The 20886-nt window shown below is 71.3% G+C and carries 30 protein-coding genes; 23 read left to right on the top strand and 7 right to left on the bottom strand.

The features are described from left to right. Positions 1-6: 6 nt before the first annotated feature. Together QA861_RS46860 and QA861_RS46855 are read right to left on the bottom strand one after the other, a co-directional pair. Positions 7-951 (bottom strand): hypothetical protein, encoded by a 945-nt coding sequence (locus tag QA861_RS46860; RefSeq protein WP_334595286.1) that lies wholly within the window; start codon positions 949-951, stop codon positions 7-9. A 252-nt stretch (positions 952-1203) separates the two neighbouring features. Beyond that, a complete protein-coding gene (locus QA861_RS46855) occupies positions 1204-1491 on the bottom strand; it encodes a helix-turn-helix domain-containing protein (RefSeq protein ID WP_334595285.1) in 288 nt (95 codons plus the stop codon). A 166-nt stretch (positions 1492-1657) separates the two neighbouring features. Between QA861_RS46855 and QA861_RS46850 the strand changes: the two genes are divergently transcribed. Genes QA861_RS46850 through QA861_RS46840 form a run of 3 tightly spaced genes read left to right on the top strand, consistent with a single transcriptional unit; the run spans position 1658 to position 2567 of the window. After that, positions 1658-1930, top strand: a complete 273-nt coding sequence (locus QA861_RS46850) for a hypothetical protein (RefSeq protein WP_334595284.1) — start codon at positions 1658-1660, stop codon at positions 1928-1930. Between the two features lie 44 nt (positions 1931-1974). After that, a complete protein-coding gene (locus QA861_RS46845) occupies positions 1975-2295 on the top strand; it encodes a hypothetical protein (RefSeq protein WP_334595283.1) in 321 nt (106 codons plus the stop codon). Further along, positions 2292-2567 (top strand): hypothetical protein, encoded by a 276-nt coding sequence (locus tag QA861_RS46840; protein WP_334595282.1) that lies wholly within the window; start codon positions 2292-2294, stop codon positions 2565-2567. The genes QA861_RS46845 and QA861_RS46840 overlap by 4 nt, the downstream gene beginning before the upstream one ends. 77 nt (positions 2568-2644) lie before the next feature. Here QA861_RS46840 and QA861_RS46835 read toward each other — a convergent pair whose 3' ends face one another. Then, positions 2645-3205, bottom strand: coding sequence for a UTRA domain-containing protein (locus QA861_RS46835; RefSeq protein WP_334595281.1), 561 nt, complete (start codon positions 3203-3205; stop codon positions 2645-2647). Between the two features lie 29 nt (positions 3206-3234). Next, the gene (locus QA861_RS46830; protein WP_334595280.1) at positions 3235-4014 is read right to left on the bottom strand and encodes a GntR family transcriptional regulator; all 780 of its coding nucleotides are present in this window, start codon (positions 4012-4014) and stop codon (positions 3235-3237) included. A gap of 256 nt (positions 4015-4270) precedes the next feature. Here QA861_RS46830 and QA861_RS46825 point away from each other — a divergent pair, with 256 nt between their 5' ends. The 16 genes from QA861_RS46825 to QA861_RS46750 all read left to right on the top strand — a co-directional run bounded on the left by QA861_RS46825 (position 4271) and on the right by QA861_RS46750 (position 14300). Next, the gene (locus tag QA861_RS46825; RefSeq protein WP_334595279.1) at positions 4271-4591 is read left to right on the top strand and encodes a hypothetical protein; all 321 of its coding nucleotides are present in this window, start codon (positions 4271-4273) and stop codon (positions 4589-4591) included. Next, positions 4588-4860: a hypothetical protein gene (locus tag QA861_RS46820; RefSeq protein ID WP_334595278.1), complete on the top strand. Its 273-nt coding sequence runs from the start codon at positions 4588-4590 to the stop codon at positions 4858-4860. The genes QA861_RS46825 and QA861_RS46820 overlap by 4 nt, the downstream gene beginning before the upstream one ends. Then, positions 4857-5042: a hypothetical protein gene (locus QA861_RS46815; protein ID WP_334595277.1), complete on the top strand. Its 186-nt coding sequence runs from the start codon at positions 4857-4859 to the stop codon at positions 5040-5042. Before QA861_RS46820 ends, QA861_RS46815 begins: the two co-directional genes overlap by 4 nt. Further along, positions 5039-5320 carry a hypothetical protein gene (locus tag QA861_RS46810; protein WP_334595276.1) on the top strand — a complete coding sequence of 94 codons (282 nt, stop codon included), beginning with the start codon at positions 5039-5041 and terminating at the stop codon, positions 5318-5320. The genes QA861_RS46815 and QA861_RS46810 overlap by 4 nt, the downstream gene beginning before the upstream one ends. After that, on the top strand, positions 5317-6591 hold the full coding sequence (locus QA861_RS46805; protein ID WP_334595275.1) for a DUF2637 domain-containing protein: 1275 nt from the start codon (positions 5317-5319) through the stop codon (positions 6589-6591). Before QA861_RS46810 ends, QA861_RS46805 begins: the two co-directional genes overlap by 4 nt. After that, positions 6588-6827: a hypothetical protein gene (locus tag QA861_RS46800; protein ID WP_334595274.1), complete on the top strand. Its 240-nt coding sequence runs from the start codon at positions 6588-6590 to the stop codon at positions 6825-6827. The genes QA861_RS46805 and QA861_RS46800 overlap by 4 nt, the downstream gene beginning before the upstream one ends. After that, entirely contained in the window at positions 6824-7132 is a 309-nt protein-coding gene (locus tag QA861_RS46795; protein ID WP_334595273.1) for a hypothetical protein, read from the top strand. The genes QA861_RS46800 and QA861_RS46795 overlap by 4 nt, the downstream gene beginning before the upstream one ends. A 75-nt stretch (positions 7133-7207) precedes the next feature. Then, on the top strand, positions 7208-9472 hold the full coding sequence (locus QA861_RS46790) for a hypothetical protein (RefSeq protein WP_334595272.1): 2265 nt from the start codon (positions 7208-7210) through the stop codon (positions 9470-9472). Positions 9473-9692: 220 nt separating this feature from the next. Next, entirely contained in the window at positions 9693-10223 is a 531-nt protein-coding gene (locus QA861_RS46785) for a hypothetical protein (protein WP_334595271.1), read from the top strand. An 11-nt stretch (positions 10224-10234) separates the two neighbouring features. After that, on the top strand, positions 10235-10885 hold the full coding sequence (locus tag QA861_RS46780) for a hypothetical protein (RefSeq protein WP_334595270.1): 651 nt from the start codon (positions 10235-10237) through the stop codon (positions 10883-10885). Positions 10886-11074: 189 nt separating this feature from the next. Further along, positions 11075-11875 carry a DUF4097 family beta strand repeat-containing protein gene (locus QA861_RS46775; RefSeq protein ID WP_334595269.1) on the top strand — a complete coding sequence of 267 codons (801 nt, stop codon included), beginning with the start codon at positions 11075-11077 and terminating at the stop codon, positions 11873-11875. A 181-nt stretch (positions 11876-12056) separates the two neighbouring features. Further along, the gene (locus QA861_RS46770) at positions 12057-12257 is read left to right on the top strand and encodes a hypothetical protein (RefSeq protein ID WP_334595268.1); all 201 of its coding nucleotides are present in this window, start codon (positions 12057-12059) and stop codon (positions 12255-12257) included. Between the two features lie 46 nt (positions 12258-12303). Continuing rightward, positions 12304-12717, top strand: coding sequence for a hypothetical protein (locus QA861_RS46765; RefSeq protein ID WP_334595267.1), 414 nt, complete (start codon positions 12304-12306; stop codon positions 12715-12717). Positions 12718-12793: 76 nt separating this feature from the next. After that, positions 12794-13222 (top strand): transcriptional regulator, encoded by a 429-nt coding sequence (locus QA861_RS46760; RefSeq protein ID WP_334595266.1) that lies wholly within the window; start codon positions 12794-12796, stop codon positions 13220-13222. A gap of 4 nt (positions 13223-13226) precedes the next feature. Next, positions 13227-13478 carry a hypothetical protein gene (locus QA861_RS46755; protein ID WP_334595265.1) on the top strand — a complete coding sequence of 84 codons (252 nt, stop codon included), beginning with the start codon at positions 13227-13229 and terminating at the stop codon, positions 13476-13478. Between the two features lie 75 nt (positions 13479-13553). After that, positions 13554-14300 carry a RapZ C-terminal domain-containing protein gene (locus tag QA861_RS46750; RefSeq protein ID WP_334595264.1) on the top strand — a complete coding sequence of 249 codons (747 nt, stop codon included), beginning with the start codon at positions 13554-13556 and terminating at the stop codon, positions 14298-14300. A 211-nt stretch (positions 14301-14511) separates the two neighbouring features. Here the strand turns inward: QA861_RS46750 and QA861_RS46745 are convergent, their stop codons facing one another. Further along, positions 14512-14757, bottom strand: a complete 246-nt coding sequence (locus QA861_RS46745; protein WP_334595263.1) for a DUF7848 domain-containing protein — start codon at positions 14755-14757, stop codon at positions 14512-14514. A gap of 4 nt (positions 14758-14761) precedes the next feature. After that, the gene (locus QA861_RS46740) at positions 14762-15193 is read right to left on the bottom strand and encodes a hypothetical protein (RefSeq protein WP_334595262.1); all 432 of its coding nucleotides are present in this window, start codon (positions 15191-15193) and stop codon (positions 14762-14764) included. A gap of 243 nt (positions 15194-15436) precedes the next feature. Between QA861_RS46740 and QA861_RS46735 the strand changes: the two genes are divergently transcribed. After that, the gene (locus tag QA861_RS46735) at positions 15437-15847 is read left to right on the top strand and encodes a hypothetical protein (protein ID WP_334595261.1); all 411 of its coding nucleotides are present in this window, start codon (positions 15437-15439) and stop codon (positions 15845-15847) included. 182 nt (positions 15848-16029) lie between these two features. Here the strand turns inward: QA861_RS46735 and QA861_RS46730 are convergent, their stop codons facing one another. Beyond that, positions 16030-16524: a hypothetical protein gene (locus tag QA861_RS46730; protein WP_334595260.1), complete on the bottom strand. Its 495-nt coding sequence runs from the start codon at positions 16522-16524 to the stop codon at positions 16030-16032. Positions 16525-16603: 79 nt separating this feature from the next. Between QA861_RS46730 and QA861_RS46725 the strand changes: the two genes are divergently transcribed. The 3 genes from QA861_RS46725 to QA861_RS46715 all read left to right on the top strand — a co-directional run bounded on the left by QA861_RS46725 (position 16604) and on the right by QA861_RS46715 (position 20852). Continuing rightward, complete coding sequence (locus tag QA861_RS46725; RefSeq protein ID WP_334595259.1) at positions 16604-17851, top strand: helix-turn-helix domain-containing protein; 1248 nt, start codon at positions 16604-16606, stop codon at positions 17849-17851. Next, on the top strand, positions 17848-18414 hold the full coding sequence (locus QA861_RS46720) for a flavoprotein (protein ID WP_334595258.1): 567 nt from the start codon (positions 17848-17850) through the stop codon (positions 18412-18414). Before QA861_RS46725 ends, QA861_RS46720 begins: the two co-directional genes overlap by 4 nt. A gap of 143 nt (positions 18415-18557) precedes the next feature. Next, complete coding sequence (locus QA861_RS46715) at positions 18558-20852, top strand: type IV secretory system conjugative DNA transfer family protein (protein ID WP_334595257.1); 2295 nt, start codon at positions 18558-18560, stop codon at positions 20850-20852. The last annotated feature ends 34 nt before the right edge of the window (positions 20853-20886 follow it).

The following is a 20886-nucleotide window of genomic DNA, read 5'->3' as shown; positions in this document are numbered from 1 at the left end:
CTCCTCTCAGGCCGAACGGTGCAGGGGACGGACGTCGCGGGTGTCGTGTTCCGAACCGGCCTCAAGGCAGACGCCGCCGCCGCACAGCACGCGGTGAGTCGCGGGCGCGGTCGTCCACGTGGTATTGCGGCACACCGAGCACTCGGCGAGGCGCCGGTAACCCTCGCCCGTGACGGACTCCTGAGCCGGGATCAGGTAGCGCTGACCGCGCAGCTTGCCCAAGAGCTTGTGCAGGTAGCCGTTCGGGTTGAACGCGTGCCGGTCCTCGCTCGCGTCGAGGGCCTTGAGGATCGCCTCCTCGGGCCACCCGGCCCGCAGGACGAACCCGACGGCCGTCTCGGCGTTGAACCGTTCCTCGGGGGAGACGCCGACGTACCAGCGGACGCGGTCGATGATCTCCGCCGCCCTCGCCGGGACGTGCGCGCGCTCCTCGTCGGTGAGGGGGCGGGCGTAGAACCCGCTCATCAGCTCGAACCGCGAGGGCTTGCGGCCCTTGAACTTCCCGGTGCCCTCGGTCGGCACGGTCGCGATGCGGAACCGGACGTAATCCCATTCGACGAGGTGGGGCCGGTGCCGCTCGATGGACCGCACCGACACCCCGGCGGCGGCGGCGAGCTCGGCCGGGTCGATCTGGCCGCGCCAGCCGAACCCCGCCAGGGCAACCAAGCACTTCGCGCACGTCGGGTCGGGGGCGAACATCGGGTCGGACTCGACGACGCTCCGGGCCCACTCGATCGCGCCGGGGAGCTGCGGCTGAGCGACGCCGGGAATGCCGGGGATCGGGGTCCGCCGGTCGGCGTCGATGCGCCCGCGCTGGAACATGTGGGCGAGGTGGTTTTGCGTCGCCCTCTTCTTGAGGCCGACCAGGCTCCCGAGATCCTCGGTCGTGATCGGCTTCTCGGGATCGGCTTTCTGTCGGTCCTCAAGTGCCGCAAAGATCCTGCGGCACATGGGGCAGTTGTCCGGGCTGATCGCCCGATGTGGTGCCACGAATCGGCCTTTCCGGCCCGCTGCGGTGTGACCTCCGGGGAGGCGTGGGTACACTCACAGAAGACCTAAGCGCGGTCATGCGGTAAGCCTCATCGGTCGGGAGCTGGTAACTCCCGAGTAGTCCGGTGGGGCTTTCCGCATTTGGTTCGGTTGTATGTGGGTTACAGGTTATGCCGTGCCTGTAGGGGCGCGGACACGGCATGTGACCAGCGGTTAAGCAACAGTGAGGACGCTCTGAGTGCCGCCGATTATGGCGGCGCGGCGAATGTGGGGGAGCTGTTCCACGGCGTGCGTCGGACCGCAGAGGAGATCCGGGACCGGAACGCCGTAGTGCGCCGACAGGCGGTCGATGTCGCCGAGCGACCACGCCGCCTTGCCGACCTGCTTCCGCGACACCGCGCCCTGAGTGATCCGCAGGCCACGCGCCAAAGAGGTCTGGTTCTCACCCGTGGCGCGCATCAGTGCAGCCACGGTCACCCGTAGCGTTTGCTCGCTACTCATGCCCTTAGCCATATGACGGTTCCTCACTGTGTATGACCGCTGGTCATAGTGCCAGACAGAGAAGTGCGGCCACATGCGCCACACCGACAACCGACACTCTTCCATGCTTGCAGCACATCTACAAGTCTTGCTTGTAGTGGATCTGCAAACGTGTCATCCTGCCCCCATGACCACCACACCCGATCTCGAAGCACTCCGTAAGAAGGCCGACCGGTCCGCCAAGACTGCCGAGGACGACAAGGCCGCGCTCCTCGACGCTGCGGTAAAGGCTGCGATCACGTCGAGCAAGTACGGCCACCTGTCCGCCGTCGCCCGTGATGCCGGCATCACGAGTCAGTACCTGCGGGACCTCGTCGAGGCCGCCCACCCGGGATGGCTCGCCAAGGCGGCCGAGGAGCGCGAGGCGGCCAAGGCCGGACGGAAGGCCAAGGCCGCGTGACCGTGCCCGCTGCCGCTCGCCGCCTCAACCGATAGGAACCCCTCATGAGTGCAGCCCCGGCCGAGAGGCCCGACCCCTACCGCACGCAGGCGCACGCGGGCCCGCGCACCGTCACTCAGCTACGGGCCGCCCTCACCGCGGCCTCGGCTGCGGATCGCGAGGAGTTCGAGGCGCAGCTCGGCGAGCTCGACCTCGACGACCCCGAGGAGTACGCCGCCCTCGTCCGCAGTTGGCGGCACCGGCTCGTCATGCGCACCCGGCCCGAGATCCTCGCCGCCGTCGCCGGGTCCACCGACCCCGCCGCCCGGCGCTGGACCTCGGCCGAGATCCTCGGCGCCGACGGCCGCCAGGAGTCCAGCCGGTGACCGCCGGCACTCCGTGGTCTGTCGTCTACTCCGACACCGGCCGCGCCGGACTGGCCACGGCCACGGCCGAGGAACGGGCCGCCATCCTCGCGTTCGAGGCGCGGCTCGCCGCCGACCCGTACGTGAACGGCGAGCTGTACCCGGACCGCGTCGGGGGCCTTTACACCGCCTTGCTTACGGTCGGCGGCCGGATGGCGTGGACGTCCGTCCTGTACCGGGTCGACGAGGCCGCGCGCGAGGTCCTCGTCGTGGCCTTGATCTCCGGGCCCTGACCTCTCCATTTGGAGAGAAACGCCGAGCGCCCGACCCCTGGGGGGCCGGGCGCCTTTTGGTGTGCGCGAGCTGCGGGTCAGTCCAGCGGGGCCGCGTAGCGCAGCGTCCAGCCGGGGCCGAGCGTGTGCCGGGTGACCTCGACGACGCGCCCCTCGGCGGTCGCGCCGATGTGCGTCACGGTCAGGAGGAGGGCGCCCTCCTCGACGCCGAGCGCGGCGGCCTGGTCGGCGGTGGCCGGACGCTGGTTGACGTCCTCGACGGCCTCGGCGCCCTGGTCGAATCCGGCCTCGCGCATCCGGGAGATGATCCCGCCCGCTCCGGTGTCGACCTGTTCGATCCCGGCCGCCTCGGCGACGTCGGCCGGAATCCATGTGTCGGCGAGCTGGACCAGGCGCCCGCCGTCGAACATCTTCCGGGCGCGGACGACGACCGGCCCCTCGGTGCCGAGGAGCTCGGCGACGTCGGCCGGGGCCTCGGCCCGGCTCACGGACACCTCGGCGCGCGGGCTTCCCCCGCTGCGGCGGGTCTCGCTCTCGTACGCGCCGTGTGCGCCGTCGGCCTCGCGCTGCGCGGTGCGGTAGCGGCTGCGGGCGTCGCGGACGATGCCGCCGGTCTCGGTGATCGTGTTCTGTGCCATGTGCAGTGGAGTCCCTTCCGTGTGGGTGGTCAGTGGGTGGGGCCGAGGGGCCAGGAGTAGGACAGGCGCCAAAGATGGGTGGGCAGCACGTGAACGGTGACCTCGACGGCGCGGCCGTCCTCGGTCCGCCCGATGTGGGCGATCTCGAAAACGCGCTGGTCCTCCGCCATGTCGAGCGCCTCGACCTCCTCGGGGGTCGGTGTCCTGACCTCGATCTCTTCCGTGATCAGCTCTTGTGCGTGACCGAGCTCGGCGAGCCGTGATTTCGACCCGCCGGGGCCCGTGTCGATCTCTTCGAGCCGCGTCCCTGCCGCGATCTCCAGAGGGAGGTACGACGTCGCGAGCTGTACCGGGACGTCGTCGGCGAGCATCCGCCGGACCCGGGCGAGCGTCGAGACGCTGTTCGCGTCTACCCCGAGGAGGTCCGCCACCCATGCCGGCGGCTGCATGTGATGGGTGGCGGTGACGGATGACGGGGTCAGGCCGAGTCCGCGGATCTCGGCCTCGAACGCGCCCCGGGCCTGGCCCTCCTCGCGGCGGGCGCGTACGTACCGAGAGGTCGAGTCCCGGAGGATCTTGGTCACGATCCGGTGCACGAACGCGCCCCGCCGGGACTTGTGAATTAGCCCCTCGGACGCGAGCAGGCGCAGCGCCTGCGCGGCGGTCCCCCTGTTCGTGCCGATCTGGTCGGCGAGCTCTCCCTCGGTGGGGAGCTTGGTACCAGGGGCGTAAGTGCCCCCCTTGATGCGCTCGCGCACCTCGTCGGCGACTGCGCGGAATGTCGCTCGGCGCGGCTCGTCCTCTTTCATGCGGTCACCTTATCTGCAACCCATCCGGTCGTCTTCGGCTGCCAACACAGCATGGATGGAATCCAAGACTATTGCAATGGATTCCATTCGGTGCTCTACTTCTGGTGTGCCGCACGGCACGGCAGAACCAAGGCCCACAAGGGCCCCGGAACTGCACTAGTCCGCCACGCCTGGAAACGGGCACGGCCCCGGCGCGTCTTGTCCACGCTCCGAGGCCGCTAGGCGGACACCCCGACTGCTCAAAGGAGTGATCCGCGTGCGCACCACCATGCCCGAAAGCGCCGGTGTCCTGCGAATCGGCACGACCGATTCCGCGGCCGGTATCGCCCCCACCCGCATGGACCTGTCCACCGAGCTCGGCCTCGACATCGACCTCGTCCTCGGCCCGATCGAGGCCGAGAGCGAGCTCGACGAGTACGCCCGGCTGTACGCCCTCGTCGACATGGCCGACTCCGGTTACATCCCGAGCGGCGCGTCCCTCGACCTCGTCGCCGGGATCGTCGAGGAGATCGAGCGCGAGGACGACGCGAAGGGCTACGAGCCCGAGGACGTGTTCGCCGGGCGGTGGGCCGCGTGAAGCTCGACCGCCGCACCATCGCCCGCACGCTGCGCGACCTGACCGGCCGCGCCGACCGACTGCACCCGGCCGCCCTCCTGGCCCTGGTCCTCGTCCTGGTCGGCCTCGTCTACGCCGCCGCCCCCTTCCTGGTGACCCTGTTCACCGCCCTGGTGACCGCGCTCAAGGCCGCCGCGTTCCTCACGGGCGCCGGCATCCTCGCCCGCCTCGCCATCCGGGCCGCCGTCACCTACCACCGCACCTCGACCCCGACCGGACGCACGGCATGAGCGCCGCCGCCTGCGCCCTGGTCCGCGACGTCTCCCCCGAGACGCTCCGCGTCCACAAGGTCCCCACCAAGACCGCCGCCCACCAGTCGGGCCGCTGCGCCGAGCTGTGGGCCGCCGAGCAGCGCCGCCGCGCCGACCGTGACCGCCTCGGCGCCCTCGCCGACGAGGAGGCCACCCGATGACCACCGCCACCGCGCGGCGCCTCCTCACCGTCTCGACCTGCGGAATCCTCGCCGCCGTCCACCACATCGCCACCGGGGCCGTGGTCCTCTTCCTGGCCGCTGACTGGTTCGTCGTCTCGCTCATTGCCGGACACACCGGACAGGCCCTCACCGCCGCCGCCGTCGGGACGCTCCTCGCCGCCGAGGGCATCCGCGCCGACCGGGTCGGCCGCCCCTTCCCCCACTGCCCCCTTTGCCTCCTCGCCCCCCGAGGCGCCCGTAAGGAGATCACCAAGTGAGTACGTCGTACTACGAGGAGCGCCGCCTCGACCGGAAGAACGAGCGCGAGGAGGACCGCCGCGACCGCCTCGCCGAGGCCGAGGCCGCCCGCAAGGAGCGCCTTGCTGAGGCCGAGGCCGCCCGTATCCGGGACGAGGCCCGCGCCGAGCAGAGCCGCAAGGACGAGGAGGCCCGGCAGGAGGAGGAGCGTCGACTCCGCGCCGAGCGCAAGCGCGAGAAGGCCCGCCGCAAGGCCGAGCGGAAGAAGGCCCGCGCCGAGCTGTTCGCCAAGCTCGGCACCGAGGGCGACACCGTCGGCGCCTTGCTCGTCATGGCCTGCGGCATCGTTCCCGCCCTCTATTTCCAGCTCCGCGCCCTCAACGGCGAGAGCCTCCCCGGCGTGATCTCCCTGTGCCTCGCCGTGATGCTGGAGGCCGGGGCATGGGTGGCCACCGTGTCCGGCGAGCGAGCCAAAAGGGAGGGGCGCCCCGTCGGCCGCTTCCGGGTGGTCATGTGGGCCTGCGCGACGTTCGCCGCCGTCATCAACTACAGCCACGCCCCCGAGTCGTCCGGCGGGTGGCTCGCATGGGTCCTCGCCGCCGCGAGCTATGCCGGCGTCTTCTTCTGGGAGGTCCGCGGTTGGGGCCGTCACGGAACCAAGTCGACCCGCACCAAGGCGCAGCGCCGGGAGGACCGCCGTCGCCGTCGGCACGACCGCAAGCGCCGCCGCCGCTTCCCCACGGTCTACAGCCGGTACACCGACATCCTCACCGCGCACCCCTTCGGCACGATCGACACCGAGGAAGCGTGGCGGACCGCGTGGCGCGACGAGCACGGCGCCGAGCTCGCCACCACGGCCCGCGTCGTCGCCCGCCGGGGCCACGCCGACAAGGCCCTCGCCGCGGCCCACGGCGTGGGGGTCGAAACCCTCGCCGTCGAGCAGCTCCTCGGGGACCTCTTCCCGCCGGACGGGGGCGACGACGGACCGGCCGCGCGCCGCTCCTCGGGCGGCCCGAACGGCGGACCGAGCAAGGGTGGTCGAACTGCGAAAACCCTTGGGCGCAAAGGGAAGCAAGCGATCGGCCGAGTCTCCGGTCGGACTGCTCCGAAGGTCCCCGACAAGCCCCTCGACGCCGCCCACATCGCACAGGTTCGAGCCCTCGCCGACCTCCTCGGCGGCGCCGCGAACCTGTCCGTGAAGAACGTCCGGCAGACCATCGGCGGCGGTAACTACCGCTACGCGATGCGGCTCCGGGACCACGTCAAGGCCGAAAGGAAGAACGCCCGATGAGCGCCACCTCCCACACCCCGCCCCGCGCCCTGATCCTCGCGGCCCCCGCCGGCACGTACGTGATGATCCGCCTCGTCCCCGAGAACGGATGGGGCCCCGCCGCCCTCGTCGGCGCCCTCCTCCTGGCCCTCATCCTCTGGGGGCCCGCCCTCCTCCGGGCCGGTGCGAAGTCCCTCGCCGTCCGCAACGCCACCAAGAAGGCGGCCAAGGCCACCGCGAAGGAGGCCGCGAAGTGATCACCACCGACCGCAGCGTGTACCGCCAGATCGCCGCCGAGCTCGCCGACCAGGCCGACGCCGAGGCCGCCGCGCATCACCCGCAGCTCGGCCGCGCCTGCGCCGAACTCGGCCTCGTCTACCTCGTGTTCGAGACGGCTCCCATGTCGAACGCCCACGTGGCCAAGGCATGGCAGGCCGCCGAGGACGCCCGGCAGTCCCTCGCCTACGGGACGGCCGTCGGCTGCGGATCGGACACCGCCCGCGCCCGGCTTCACCTCGCGCTCGCCGAGCTCGACGAGGCCGACCTCGGCCCCACCACCTGACACCGCGCTCGCCCCACGCACCACGCCCGGCCGCCCGCCCCCGGCGGCCGGGCCCCCGAGAAAGGAACACCCCGCATGTCCACCACCGACACCGAGCGCGGTATCGAGACCGAGGCGCAGCTCGTCGACCTCGCCCCCTACCGCGACGCCGAGACCCTCACCCGCATCGAGGAGGCCGCCCGCGACGCGGTCCGCGCCACCCCGGCCGGACTCCCCGACCTGGCCACCGGGACCGTTCGCCTCGACAAGGTCGACGCCCCCGCCGGCACCCCGGCCGAGGACGAGGCCGGTGTCCTCGAAATCCTCGACGAGCGCGACGGCTGGAACCTGCGGACCCTCGTCCCCGAGTCCCTCACCGACCCGGGCGTGTGGCGGCAGCGCCGCGCCGAGTGGACCAATGCCGCGCAGTTCCACGCCCTGCGCTCCCCGGTCTACCTGTGGCGCGTGGCCAAGGTGAGCGCCCTCGGCGCCCGCGTGGCATCCCGTGACGCCTGGTCGTACCTCGGGGCCACCGAGTACGGCGATATCGCGGACAAGGTCAGGCGCACCAAGGCGGGCCCGGAACACATCGCCGACCTGCGCGCCGACCGCCGCAAGGAGGCCAAGGCCCGCCGCCGCGAGCCGATCACCGTCTACGGCCTGACCGGCTGCACCACCTACACCGCCGCCCTCCTGGCCCTCGGCGAGACCTGGGGATGGATCATGGCCGCGCCGATCCTCCTCCCGGTGTTCGGCGTCCTGTACGCCCTCGGCCGCCGCGAGCTGATCCGCCGCCAGCCCGACGGGACGTTCGCCCTGATGGACGCCCCCGACTTCACCGGGGCCGGGGTCCTCACCGACGAGGGCCTGAACGCTGCGCTGCGCGCCCGGAACGTCGGCATCCTCAAGGACGGCGAGGAGGTCACCGTTCGCGGGTTCATCGCCCGCGAGCCCGGCGATAAGGCGAGCGTCGTCCGGTTCGACCTCCCCCGCTCCGCAGGCAAGACCGCCAAGGAAGTTGCGGCCAAGCGCGAGCCCCTCGCCGCGGCCCTGGCCGTGGACGCGATTCAGCTCTCGATCCGCCAGGACGGGCACGAGGGCGGCGTATACATGCGCGTCGCCGACTCCCACCCCTTCGGCGGCGACCCGGTCCCCTCCCCGCTGGAGACCGCCGAACGGTGGGACATCTGGGACGGCGCCCCGACGTTCGTGGACGAGACCGGCAACGTCACCGCGATCGAGCTCCTGTTCTTCGGCCTCCTGGTCGGCGCCATGCCCCGCCAGGGCAAGACCTTCACGGCCCGCGCGGCTGCGGCGGCGGCCGTCCTCGACCCGCTGTGCCGGATGATCGTCGCCGACGGCAAGGGCGGTAAGGACTGGTCCGCTACGGCCCTCCTCGCCGAGGCGTACATCCGGGGCGTCACCGAGCCCGCCGTCCGCCGCCTGGCGCACGTTCTCGAAGACCTCGTTCACGAGATGGAAGAGGGATACGACGCGCTGTTCGAGCTCCCCGACGAGGAATGCCCGGAGGGAAAGCTCACGCCCCAGATCACCCGGGTTCACAAGATTTACCCGGTCGTCCTGATCATCGACGAATTGCAGCGGTACTTGGAGGACGAGGGCAAGGAGGAGGAAGACGACAAGCTCACGTACGGCAAGCGCATCGAAAAGGCGCTCATCACCCTCGCCAAGGTCGGCCCGGCCGTCGGCCTGATTCCGATTCTCGCCTCGCAGAAGCCGACCGGCGACGCCGTCCCCTCGGCACTGCGCGACGCCATCCCGCAGCGCATCGCCCACCTGTGCGCCACGTACCAGATGAGCGACTCCGTCCTCGGCACCGGTTCGAGCGCGTCCGGCTGGAACGCAAAGGATCTCGCCCCCGCGTTCAAGGGCATGGGCATTCACGCCGACGAGACCGGACTCCGCTTCATGCGCTCCCTGCTCATCAAGCTCCCCGGATTCCGGGCGATCTGTGAGCGCGGCCGGGCCCTGCGCATCGAGGCCGGCACTCTGGCCGGGGAAGCGGCGGGGCAGGCCGGACGGGCGGCCCGCGTCGGCGGCATCCTCGCCGACCTGATCGCCGTGTTCGAGGACCGGAAGAACCCCGAGCGCCTCGCCACGGCCGAGATCCTCGACGGCCTCGCCGAACTCGACCCGGCGACATGGGCGCCCGCCGCCCTCGGCGTCGGCGAGGAGGACCAGGCCACCTACGCCCGGACCGGCGGGACGGCCCTGCGGAAGAGGCTCGACGAGGCCCTCGACGGCACCGACCGCACCCTCGCCGTCCGGAGCTGGACGAGCGGCGGAAGGGCGAACGGCTACTACCTGGCCGACCTCCGCAAGGCCGCCGGTATGGGCTGATATGCCCCTCGGGACGGGGTCCGTACGGATCGGAACGCCGCAGGTCAGCGCCCGGTACGCCGTACGTACGGACCCCTCCCGGGCCGGTACGCCAAACCGTCCCCCCGGCCCGCGTACCGGCCCCGTACGGGCCCCTGACCTGCGATAACCCGAGTCGACCCGGCCCGTACCGACTTCACAAACCCACGCAAAGCGATCATGCCGAGGAGCGCCGCCGATCATGGAAAACACCGCCCGCGACTACACCGAGGCCACCCACACGCGCGCCGAGGCCGTCACCCTCTACCGTCCCGAGCCGATGCCGGGTCACCCCGTCGCATACCGCCCCGCCGCCGCCCCCGAGGCCATCCCGACCGTGGTTGAGGTCCGCACCCTCGACGGCCGCACGATCTACCACTACGCCGACGCTTCCGCCCCCGCCGGCACCGCGACCGCGGCCCCCGCCCCGGCCTCGACCGCCGTCCCCGCATGGGCCAAGACGACGGCGCTCCTCCTCGTCTCCGCGTCCGCCTCGCTCGCCCTGGCCGCCTACGCCCTCAAGTTCTTCGCCGAGGCCGCCGCCACCCTCGCCGCCGCCCTGGTCCTCCTCGCGAAGCTCGCTGTTGTCCTCGCGTTCGTCATCGCCCTGGTGGCCGCCGTCGTCAAGCGCGGCCGGGGCGGAAAGCAGACCGCCACCGCCACGGCCACGGCCACCGCCGGACTGTTCGGCCGCGCCAAGGCCACCGCAACCGCCACGATCAACAACCGATAGGGGCCCCGCACATGACCGCGCTCAAGATCCGCAAACTCACCGTCGGCGGCGCCCCCGTCCGGTGCCCGAGCCGAGGAGCGGGCAGCGTCCCGCGCGAGCTGACGCTCATCCCCTCGGGCGGCATCATCAACGCGACATGCGGCGAGATGCACGCCGACGACTCGGGTAAGCGCCGCAGCCGGGCGCAGTGCTTCTTTCAGGTCGAGAACCTGACCACGGCCCAGCTCCACACGCTCTCGCAGGCCGAGGAGGGCAAGCCGTTCCGTCTGGTCCTCAAGGCCGGAACCATCGAGGGCGTCCTCGTCGCCAAGGGCCAGGGCGCCGCGCAGTCCAAGGCCGCCCGCGCCGCCGCTGCCGCCGCCGCGAAGTCCGGCAAGACCGCCCCGGCCGGGCCCGCCAAGCCCGCCGGGCGCGCGACCGGCGGAAGCCTGGCCGCAGCATTCGGCGCCGTCGCCGCCGTGGCGGGAGCCGTCGGACAGACCGCCGCCGCTGCCGGACAGGTGGCCACTGCCGGGGCCTCGGCCGTCGGGTCGGTGGCCGACCTCGGCCGTGAGGGCATCGGCGCCGCCCGCGACGGCATCCGGGAGGCCGGGGCCGCAGGCGAACGACGGCACGAGCGCAAGATGCGCGGCGCCGGGGACGACGGCGGCGCCGAGGACTGACCAGGCCGCCGCCCACCCGTGCGCGCCCCGGGGGCCGCGAGACCGGACCCGGGGGCGCCGGCATGTCCGGCGCCGTATCCGGAAACCCTCGCAAGTTTCAAGCCAACTGACAGTTCTACTTGTAGTTGTGCTGCAACCTGTGTCATCGTGAGAACGCACCGACCACCGAACCCAACAGGGGGAAGACAGATGACCGAGCAGACTCTCAACGCCACCGCCGCCGGGCCGATCCTCGCCGCCGTCCGCGCCGACATGGGCGAGGTGCTCGTCACGATCGACCCGGCCGCCACCGCCGCCCGCGTCGTCATCAGCACCGAGGACACCAAGGGCCCGGCCGCCGACGCCGTCCGCCGCTCGCGCATCACGCAGGACGGAAACCGCCTGTCGATCACGGTCCCCGAGGTCGAGGGGTCCACCGTCGTCATGGGCAACATGAGCTTCCACGGCGGCGGCGTGAACTTCGTCCAGAACGTGACCAGCGTCGGCCGAGGCCAGACCATGACCGGCGTGACGATCGTCAACGGGCGAGTCGTCTCCGGCGGCATCTCCGGCGGCGGCACCGTCGTGAGCGCGATCGAGGTCCGCGTCACCCTCCCCGCCGGTTCGGGCGTGCAGATGAACGGGCGGAACGCCAACCTCACCGTGTCCGGCCCCCTGGCCGCCCTCGACTACAGCGGACACAACGGCAACGTCCGTACGGGAGTCGTCGGACGGATCAAGGTCCGCACTCACAACGGAGACACCGACGTTGAGGCCGTCACCGAGTGGGCCGACGTCGAGGGCCACAACGGGGACACCGAAATCGGCTCGTACGGCGGCGGCGCCGCCCGGCTGATCACCCACAACGGGAACGTCCGCCTCGCCGCCTCGCCCGCCGCCTCGGGCCGGATCGAGGCCCGTTCCTACAACGGGAACATCCGCCTGCACGGCACGAACCGGCCCGGCCTCGACGTCCAGACCTCGACCCGCAACGGCCGCGTCAGCAAGTAGCGCCCGGCCCGTCGTCCTCCCGAAAGGACCCGCGCCATGCGCGCTTTGTGCCTCGTCGTGATGGTGGCTCTCCCCATCGTGACGGCCGTCATCCTCCTGCACGGCCACGTCTGACCGCCCCCGCTCGACCGCCGGGCCTCGACCGAGGCCCGGCCCCCGAACCGCTGATCAAGGAGAACGTATGCCGCAGTTCGACGCAGGCGACGAGGTCAAGATCACCGCGTGTGCGGACGACTCCCGCGCGGTCGGCAGGACCGGCCGAATCGTGGACGAGGTCGAGCCCGGCCCGCTCACCGGGGGCCGGTGGACCGTGAACGGAATCGGCCTCCTGATCGGCCCCGTCCTGTGCCACTCGCACGAGCTGACCAAGACCGGGCGCTGAATCCGCACCCCATCCACAGCTGACCCGATCGGAAGGAACCGACCCCGTGAACACGTCCACCCGAAACAACGTCGTCCACACCATCACTGCGAGCTCGGCACGGCTGCGCCTCCTCGGCCTCGGTGCGGTGCACATGCTCGTTCCGGCCGCCGCCTCCCTCGCCGCCGCATGGTTCGTCGAGCAGCAGCTCGCCGACGACGTCCGCGGATTCGCCCGCGTCGCGTGCATCGTCGTCGCCGGGATCGTCGCCCTGGCCGCCGTCGACCGCACGGTGACCGACCTCACCGAGGGTGCGCACCGCCTCGCGTACGGGCGGCTGAACGGCCCGCGCTCCTGGTCCTGCGAGGACTGCGGCCGGACGATCACCGCCCGCCTGTGGACCCCGTACGAGGCCGCCGCGTTCGAGGCCCACCTCGCGGACCCGAAGGCCCACGACTGCGACCGCGACCGCCGGAAGTAGTGCCGGCACTCCCCGCCCGCCTCACCGCCGGGGCCCCGCCCGGGGCCCCGGACCCGTATCGGAAGGAACCGCCCGCATGTCCGTGAACCGTGCCGCCGCCTACCCCGCCGTGTACGCCCTCCTCCGCATCGCCGCCGACGTCGCCGACCACTGGGTGCAGAGCGACCACCAGGCGCAGCACAAGGCCAAGCCCGGGGCCGAGGGTCACAAGGCCCTCGCGGGACACGTCGCCTCGTACGTGGCCACGCAGGGCGCCGCGCTCCTGGTGGGGAACCGCCTCCTCGGCCTCGGCCTGCGGCCCCGCAGCATCGCCGCCGCGCTCGCCCTGTCCGGCGCCACGCACTACGTGATTGATCGCCGTTGGCCGGTGCGCAAGACCGCCGAGGCCACCGGCAAAGCCAACTTCTACGAGCTCGGCGGCCCGCTCGGCGGCGCGTACCTCCTCGACCAGGCAACACACCACCTCGCCGAGGGACTCGCCGCATACCTCGCCGTCCGGGACTGACCCGGTGCCGCCCCGCCTCACCCCGAACCGGCTCGCCGCCCTGCGCCTGGCCGCCGCGCATCCCAAAGGCAGCATCGACGCCCGCAGCGTCACCAAGGCCGACGAGCTCGCCCTCGAAGAACTCGGCCTCGCCGACTCGATCGACGATTGCGGCCACGTACAGGGAGCGCCGGACCCCGAGGGCGAGCACCGCGGACACCCGCACTTCTTCCGCATCACCGAGGCAGGCCGGACCGCAGCCACCGACGAGAGCTGAGGACCCGACGCCATGTTCCGTACCAGCAAGGGCCGCCGCGCCATTCGCGCGGCGGCCGGGGGAGGACCCGAGAGCATGACCAAAGACACCGGCCTCGACACGTTCGACGCGCTGCGCGAACTCGCCGAGCTACAGCGTGAGTCCGACCGGCTGCGCGTGGCCACCGCCGCCCGGATCGCGTACGAGGAGGTCATCGCCCGGCATGACGAGCTCAAGGAGACGGGGCCGGGGACCAACCTGCGGGAATTCGCCGAGGTTCGCGAGGAAGCCGCCCCGTACCTCAGTGGCCGCAGGCCGGTCCCGCCGCCGGTCCCGTCGGCCGAGCTGATCGCCTACGCCCGGCGCCGGATCGAGGTGTTCGGCCGTCTCGCCGAGGCCGGGATCGAGGGCGCCGCCGAGGGTGTCACCGAGGCCGAGGCCGAGCTCGCCGAGGAGCTGCGCAAGGTTCCCGAGATCGAGCTCGTCAGCTTCGGGTTCCTGCACGGCCCGGCTCCCGAGGCCGATCTCGTCGTCGACATGCGCCGGCACTTCCGCGATCCGCACGTGAACCCCAAGATGCGACAGCTCACCGCCGAGCACGAACTCGTGACGCGCGCGGTGTTCAACACCGACGGCGTTCCCGAGCTCGCCCGCGCGATCCTGGCCGCCGTCGAGTCCTTCCGTGCCGGGCCCTCGGCGGGAACGGTGCGCGTCGCCGTCGGATGCGCCGGGGGCCGCCACCGCTCGGCCGCGATGGTCAACTACCTCGCCATGCAGTACGGCGCCGAGGTCAAGGTGACTGCCGAGCATCGAGACATTCACCGGCCCGTCGTCGAGCGGTAGGACCGGCCTACAGCGGACAGACACACGAGCGCCCGGCCCCTGATCAGGGGCCGGGCGCTCGTGCTTGGGCGGGGGAGGGGGCGCTACGAAGGCCCCCCGCCGCCGCGTGTGCCCCGTTCCTGCGCGATGGCCCGCCGGGTGGCCCGTACGGTGTCGACCGCTATCCGGAGCCGCTCGGCGCGCTCCCACAAGCGTTGTTGCCGTTCGCCGGTCACTTCCATGCCCCCGGCTCCGACTTCACGTAGTCCCACCGGGCCCGCCGGTAGAAGTCGTGGCCCGTGTCCCGAGTGTGTTCGGCGATCCAGCGCTCGACGGCGGCCTCGGTCTCCTGGTGGTCCGAGTCGGCGCCGCAGTCGGCGTCTTCACCGGTCACGCAAACGGCCTGATAGGTGGGAGGCGTGACCGGGTCGGCCGTGATCCTGTAGTCCCGCAGCCGGTAGCGGGCGCGTACTGCCATGCCGTCACCGCCGCCGGTCGGTGTGGTGCGTGGAACCGCCGTACTCGCCGGTCGCCGGATCACGCGAGCTGACGGTCAAGGTGAGGTGCCACTCCCACATGCCCTCGACGGGCCCCGGCATCTTCGCCAGGGCGAGGGAGTGCGGTTCGAGGTTGGGCGCCTGCCGTGCGATCTCGGCGGCGGCCTGTAGGGCATCGGCCGGGGTCGAGCCGGTGCACACGAGTGCGGTGAGCGCGCTCACCGAAACGTCGGCGGACGGGCCGAGGGGAGGCAGGGAGCTGACGGCCGCGCTCGCCTCGTCGAGGCTACGAACGAGGTCGTGAGCGAACGCCGGGCCCTCGACCCGGACGGCCTCGGCCCCGGGTGCCGGCCGAAGGGTGGGCAGGTGTTCGGGGCCCTGATCGGAGGGCGGGGAAGTGTGCTCAGAGTGCGCCATATCCGGCACCGTACGAGCGGACCGGCGCGCCTTGGGCGCACAGTGTGTACGCCTTGTGCGGCCAACCCCATATGCCCCCAGCTCACAAATAATGATCTCCCGTCATAAACCCTGATCGCGGCCCCGTTTGGGCAGGGTGGGACGCAAGGCACACTTGCAACTCAACTTGTAGTTGAGTTGCAAGTGTGCCAGGGTGTGAGTGCGGCAGAAAGCCGCAGGACACCCCAAGGAAGGGACCGAAGAATGCCGGTCATCACTCCGTACCTCGCCGAGAACCTCCTCGCGAAGCCGTGGAACCAGACGCGCAACGAGGAGAGCGCCGAGCGTGCGTTCACCCGTCTCGCGGAAACCGCGTGGACCCCCCTTGCCGGATACCCCGGCAGTGACGTGCACTGGCTCGTTCGCTGCGAGCTCTGCGGGTGGGAAGGGCTGATGTTCTACAGCCACATGCGCCGGGACCGCGTCCGTCACCGCGGCTGCCTGCCCGCCGCGCAGCGTCCCGAGGCCATCGCCGCATGGGTGACCCGCCAGGGCCAGGAGGCCGGGGAAGCGGCCGAGGCGGCGGACGCGCAGCGCACCGAGGCGGCGGCCGTCGAGGGCGAGGCCCGCGCCGCCGAGGTCGACGTCGAGACCCGCCCGCCCAAGGCGGCGTGAGAACGGCCGAGGTCCCCGGCGCTGGAATCGCCGGGGACCTCGGCCCACATCATCGCAGGGCGCCCGTTCCCACCCGGAGCGGGCGCCCTGCGGCATGAGAGGGCCCCCGGAGCAAGGCGCGAGCTCCGGGGGCCCTCGGTGGCCGTGCGCAGCCCCCACGGGGGGGAGGGCCGCACACGGGGTCAACAGGCGCGGGAATGCTCCGACCGTTCCGCCTCGGCGACGAGCACCGCATCCCGCAGCGCGGACGGGTCAACGTACCGCGCCATGCCTTGAGTTGGGCGACTCAGCCACGCGGCGTTGTAACCGCCCTGCGGCCCGAACGGGACGAGGAGGAACGACGTTCCCCTCCGGAGCACGCGCACGCCCTGGAGCTCGGCGAGCGGATGGGCGCCGCCCGCCTCGACCAACACGATCAGCTCGCTTCGGCCGTGGTCGGCGATCACCGGAAAACCGGCGTCGAGCGGCACGCCGAGGCAGTCGAGCGCGGCGAGGCCCCGCGCGAGCGGCGCAACGGCGAGGGCCTCCCACCCCTCGGGCACGGTGTCCCACGCCTGACCGACCGCCACCATGTCCGTAGCGGAACGGCCGGCATATCGCAGGCGTGCGTACGTGTCGGAGTCGAGGTCGAGGAGGGCGGCCCAACTCGGATGGGCGCTGTTTTGGGACTTGGCCATATCCGGACGGTAAGGCGCGTACAACGGAACGTAGGCGCACAGTGTGTGCGCCTTGTTCGCTCGGCCCGGAGTAGTGCCCATGGACGCTCGGAAGGTCGGCCGCCGCATCGCGTATTGGCGAGAGCGCCGCCGCATCACACAGGTTGACTTCGCTGCCCTCATGGGCAAAACCCGCCGTTGGGTGCAGCAACTCGAAAGCGGTGAACGACAGGCAGACCCCCGCCTCTCCGTGCTTGAGTCCGCCGCCCGAGTCCTCGGGATCGACCTCGCCGACCTCCTCGCCGACCGGCCCACCGTCGAGTGTGTCGACGCGGCCGAGCTGGAACAGATCCGGGCCGCCCTCCAACGGCACGACGTGATCACGGGGACGGCCGACGCCGACGGCGCCGACCCGCTCGACGTCGAGACGCTGCGCCGCCGCGTGGCCTACGGCTGGACCTCTTTCCAGTCCTCGGCGTTCGCCAGCCTCGGCCGCCTGGTCCCCGAGCTCCTCACCGAGGCGAACCGCGCCGCCGCCCGGCACACCGGAGAGGACCAACTCGCCGCGTACCGCGCCCTGTCGATGGCGTTACAGCTCACCGAGGCCGCCGCGATCAAGTTCGGGTCGGGGGACCTCGCGCACATCGCCGGACACCGGGCGGTGCTCGCCGCCGAGCGGTCCGGCGATCCGGTCATCATGGCGAGTGCCGCCCGGCACCTGGCCGACGCGATGACCAACCACGGACAGCCGCACGCCGCCGCCGACTTCGCCACGGCCGCCGCCGACCGCCTCGGCCCCGACCTCATCCGCTCCGGGCCGTCCGGCCTGTCCACGCTCGGGATGCTCTACCTCAAAGCCGCCATGGCCAAGGCGACGGCCGCCGACCGCGACGACGCCCGCGCCGCGCAGGCCGCCCGCGCGGTGCCCGACCTCCTCGACCAGGCCGACGAGCACGCCGACGAGCTCGGCGACGACGGCGACGGCAACGAACTGTGGACCGCGTTCGGCCGGACGAATGTCGCCCTGTACCGCGTCGCCGCACACGTCCAGCTCGCCGAAGGCGCTCAGGCCGTCGCCGTCGCCCTGGACATCCCCGCCCCGGCCCGCGCAGACCTCCCGCGCGAGCGCCGCGCGCATCACCTCGCCGACCTCGCCCGCGCCTACACACAGGCCGGGAAGCGCGAGGAAGCCGTCGGGGTGCTCCTCGATGCCGAGAGCGAAGCAAAGGAAGAGGTGCACTGCCGACCGCGGACCCGCCAACTCGTCGACGACCTGCGCCTACTGGGGACCGGCAACGCCGAAGGAAGGTTGCGGGCGCTCGCCGCGCGCTGTGGACTGCCCGGGTGAAAACCCTGTATCTGATCACCTGCGCCGCCCCTCCCGCCCGCCACGTCCGTACCGGTATCCGCGCCGCGCAGGCCCGAGGGTGGGACGTCTGCCTCGTCCTGACCCCCTCGGCGTACCGGTGGGCCACCGAGGACGCCGAGGGCGAGCTCGACGAGCTGCGCGAGGCCACCGGCCACCCGGTGCGGCACACGTACAAGCTCCCGAGTCAGGCCGACGCCCTCCCGGCCGCCGACGCCCTCCTCGTCGCCCCCGCCACCTTCAACACCCTCAACAAGTGGGCCGCCGGCATAAGCGACACGCTCGCCCTCGGCCTGGTCACCGAGGCAATCGGCCTCGACCTCCCCCTCGTCGCCCTCCCGTACCTCAATGCCGCACAGGCCCGACACCCTGCGCTCGCCCGCAGTGTCGCGTTCCTGCGCGACGCCGGGGTGATGGTCCTCCTCGACGACGGCCAGGGCGGCGGCGAGGGCGGGTTCCGTCCCCACCGCCCGAAACACGGCGACGTCGAGGCGTACCCGTGGGAGCTCGCCCTCGACAACCTCCCGACGCCTGACCCTTCCTGACCCGCCCGCAGCCCCGCGCCCGGTCCCGGAGGGGCCGGGCGCGCGTTGTGCCAGGGAAAGGGGCGGTGCCCTGACACACCCGTGAGCGAGGATCACTACGGCACGCCTGTACGACCGGGCGTGCGAGACAGAGAGGGGGAGGAGTGCAAACCGCTCTACCGGAGCTCCCGGACGCCCGCGAGCTCCTCGACCACATCCCCGGCGGCGCGCTCGGCCTCGGCAGCGGCGGACTGTTCGCCGTGATGGTCGTCGTCGCTGTGCTCGCCAATCAGGGGACACCAGCCGAACGCGCCGAGTTCAACCGCTCCATTGAACGGTTCTTCGGCAACGCCGCCGCAGGTATCGGGCGGTACGTGTCGGGCCGCGAGCTCAACGGGACGCCGCGCAGCGAGGCCACATGGTGGCGTGCCGGCGCCCCGCTCCCGGACGACGAGAAGACCGAGACGCCCGTCGCCGAGCTCGGCGCCACGTCGCGCAGCTCCTCGCCGACCGTGTCCCTTGGCAAGACCAGCCGGGCCCGGCGGACGGCCCGCGCGCTCACCGCTCCCGTGCGGGTGCTGTGGGGCGCCCTGCGGGGCGTGGGGAGGGTCTGCGCTATCTGGCACCGATGGCCGCGCGCCGCGCGCTCAGCGGCCCGTCTAGCGCCATTCCTGGCCGTTTACGGATGGTGGCGGGCGCCGGTCGTCACCGAGTGGGCCCTAATCGCCGTCGCGGGGGCGGCGATTGTCGCCGCTATCACCAGTCCGGCCGGACTCGGATGGTGGCGCGTATCGCCTGTGTGGACGGATCGACAAATCTACGGACCCGGCGTGTGGGTGGCGGTCCGTCAGGTCCTCCGCATGGAGGAGACCGAACCCCGGGAACGGTGGCTCTCGGTACCTGACGATATGGCGGCCGATGACGCCCGAATCGTGCTGCGCCTGCCCGTAAAATGGATGGGAGGCCCCGAGGCCGTCGCCGCCATTGAGCGCGTGATCGAGGAGCGTGTACCCGGGGAATGGGTGTCCCGGTGGGAGCGCACGACGAAGGAACATTTCGTCGAGTGGACCATCAAGCCGAAGCCCACGCCGAAACCCGTCCTCCCCGACTACGTCCCGTGGAAGTCGACCGGAGACCCGTTCCGGGTGTTCTTCGGATTGGCGATCGAAGGTAATTCGATCGTTGACGCCGTGATCCAGACGCAGACCGCTACCCCACATTGGGGTGTGGCCGGTGATACCGGTTCCGGTAAATCGACCGTGCTCTATATTCCCGTTGTGCACGGTCGGCAGAATGGCGAACTGATCGACATTCTCGACACCAAGCGGAACAGCCTCAAGGAAGCCGAAGGGTTCTCGGGCGTACGCGTCCACAAAACCACGCGAGAGTGCATCTCGGCGTTTGCTGAATTCCTCGCCTCAATGATGGCGGCCGAGGCGGCAGCAGAAAAGGGAGCCGATCCGGCATTGCGGAATCAGCTCGTATCCCGGACGCTCGTCATCGACGAACTTCCGACGCTCATCAAGCTCGCATATAGCTGGTGGCGGTACGGGATAAAAGGAAAGGGAACGCCGCCTTTCCTTGACTGGCTCGCGATTATCCTCCTGCAAGGCCGATCATCGAATCATCGCGTCGTCGTCGGCACGCAGCAATTCGCCAACGCATTTTTCGGCGGAACCATGGAACGCGCTCAGATCGGGACACGTATCGCAGTCGGCCAACAGGACCGCGTTTCCTGGAGCGTGGCATTCGGGCAGAGCACACCAGTTCTCGGGTTCGACTCGAAAATCAAGGGGCGCGGCGCCTACACGGACAAGCAAAAGGACCCCGACGCCGATTACCTGTACGTCCGTGAGGTCCAGCCGAGTTACATCACACCCGAAGTCGGGGCCCTGCTCGCGCAATGCTCACCCGCACCGGAATGGTTCGACCGCGGGGAAATGGCACCGTGGATCACGCCCGAGATCCTCGTCGAGGTGAACGCCACCGCGGCCACCGCGAAGTTCCTCCCGGGCGGCGAACACGGCCCCGTCGCGTTCGCCGGTGTCGCCGTCCCGACACAGAGGGGGATCACGGGGAGTTCTTCCAGCTCACAGGGCACGACAGGGGTCCTTGCGACAGCAGGCACGACAGGGGGCGCGACAGGCGCCGGCACCGCCCCCGCCCCCCAGCTCGTCGAGGACCAGGAGGAGCAGCTCCCCGACACGTACAGCCTCGCCGTAGCCTACGAAAAGGGATTCCTCCCGTGGAAGGCGTCCACCGCCCGGACATATTTCAAGCGGGGCGCCGCACGAGGGATCACGCCCCCCGAGGGAATCACAGACGGGCAGACCTCCTACTACTCCGAGGAGGAGCTCGCTAAGTGGCTCGGCGAATGGCGCAGGTGGCAGGAAGAGAACAACGCGAGTTCCAAAAAGGGAACCGCCGAAGCGCGTCCGGAAGAGGCCAAGAATGGGTGACTCGGTAACAGGTATCGAGTTCCGGAGTGAGCTC

This window comes from Streptomyces sp. B21-083, assembly GCF_036898825.1.
GTDB lineage: Bacteria > Actinomycetota > Actinomycetes > Streptomycetales > Streptomycetaceae > Streptomyces.
The sequence above is the reverse complement of the archived record's forward strand: the minus strand, read 5'-3'. Positions and strand labels throughout refer to the sequence as shown.

Excerpts from the sequence above, each read along its gene's own strand:
- QA861_RS46860 (WP_334595286.1), bottom strand. The coding sequence starts at position 951 with ATGTGCCGCAGGATCTTTGCGGCACTTGAGGACCGACAGAAAGCCGAT.
- QA861_RS46855 (WP_334595285.1), bottom strand. The coding sequence starts at position 1,491 with ATGAGTAGCGAGCAAACGCTACGGGTGACCGTGGCTGCACTGATGCGC.
- QA861_RS46850 (WP_334595284.1), top strand. The coding sequence starts at position 1,658 with ATGACCACCACACCCGATCTCGAAGCACTCCGTAAGAAGGCCGACCGG.
- QA861_RS46845 (WP_334595283.1), top strand. The coding sequence starts at position 1,975 with ATGAGTGCAGCCCCGGCCGAGAGGCCCGACCCCTACCGCACGCAGGCG.
- QA861_RS46835 (WP_334595281.1), bottom strand. The coding sequence starts at position 3,205 with ATGGCACAGAACACGATCACCGAGACCGGCGGCATCGTCCGCGACGCC.
- QA861_RS46830 (WP_334595280.1), bottom strand. The coding sequence starts at position 4,014 with ATGAAAGAGGACGAGCCGCGCCGAGCGACATTCCGCGCAGTCGCCGAC.
- QA861_RS46815 (WP_334595277.1), top strand. The coding sequence starts at position 4,857 with ATGAGCGCCGCCGCCTGCGCCCTGGTCCGCGACGTCTCCCCCGAGACG.
- QA861_RS46810 (WP_334595276.1), top strand. The coding sequence starts at position 5,039 with ATGACCACCGCCACCGCGCGGCGCCTCCTCACCGTCTCGACCTGCGGA.
- QA861_RS46800 (WP_334595274.1), top strand. The coding sequence starts at position 6,588 with ATGAGCGCCACCTCCCACACCCCGCCCCGCGCCCTGATCCTCGCGGCC.
- QA861_RS46790 (WP_334595272.1), top strand. The coding sequence starts at position 7,208 with ATGTCCACCACCGACACCGAGCGCGGTATCGAGACCGAGGCGCAGCTC.
- QA861_RS46785 (WP_334595271.1), top strand. The coding sequence starts at position 9,693 with ATGGAAAACACCGCCCGCGACTACACCGAGGCCACCCACACGCGCGCC.
- QA861_RS46780 (WP_334595270.1), top strand. The coding sequence starts at position 10,235 with ATGACCGCGCTCAAGATCCGCAAACTCACCGTCGGCGGCGCCCCCGTC.
- QA861_RS46775 (WP_334595269.1), top strand. The coding sequence starts at position 11,075 with ATGACCGAGCAGACTCTCAACGCCACCGCCGCCGGGCCGATCCTCGCC.
- QA861_RS46770 (WP_334595268.1), top strand. The coding sequence starts at position 12,057 with ATGCCGCAGTTCGACGCAGGCGACGAGGTCAAGATCACCGCGTGTGCG.
- QA861_RS46760 (WP_334595266.1), top strand. The coding sequence starts at position 12,794 with ATGTCCGTGAACCGTGCCGCCGCCTACCCCGCCGTGTACGCCCTCCTC.
- QA861_RS46750 (WP_334595264.1), top strand. The coding sequence starts at position 13,554 with ATGACCAAAGACACCGGCCTCGACACGTTCGACGCGCTGCGCGAACTC.
- QA861_RS46745 (WP_334595263.1), bottom strand. The coding sequence starts at position 14,757 with ATGGCAGTACGCGCCCGCTACCGGCTGCGGGACTACAGGATCACGGCC.
- QA861_RS46740 (WP_334595262.1), bottom strand. The coding sequence starts at position 15,193 with ATGGCGCACTCTGAGCACACTTCCCCGCCCTCCGATCAGGGCCCCGAA.
- QA861_RS46735 (WP_334595261.1), top strand. The coding sequence starts at position 15,437 with ATGCCGGTCATCACTCCGTACCTCGCCGAGAACCTCCTCGCGAAGCCG.
- QA861_RS46730 (WP_334595260.1), bottom strand. The coding sequence starts at position 16,524 with ATGGCCAAGTCCCAAAACAGCGCCCATCCGAGTTGGGCCGCCCTCCTC.
- QA861_RS46725 (WP_334595259.1), top strand. The coding sequence starts at position 16,604 with ATGGACGCTCGGAAGGTCGGCCGCCGCATCGCGTATTGGCGAGAGCGC.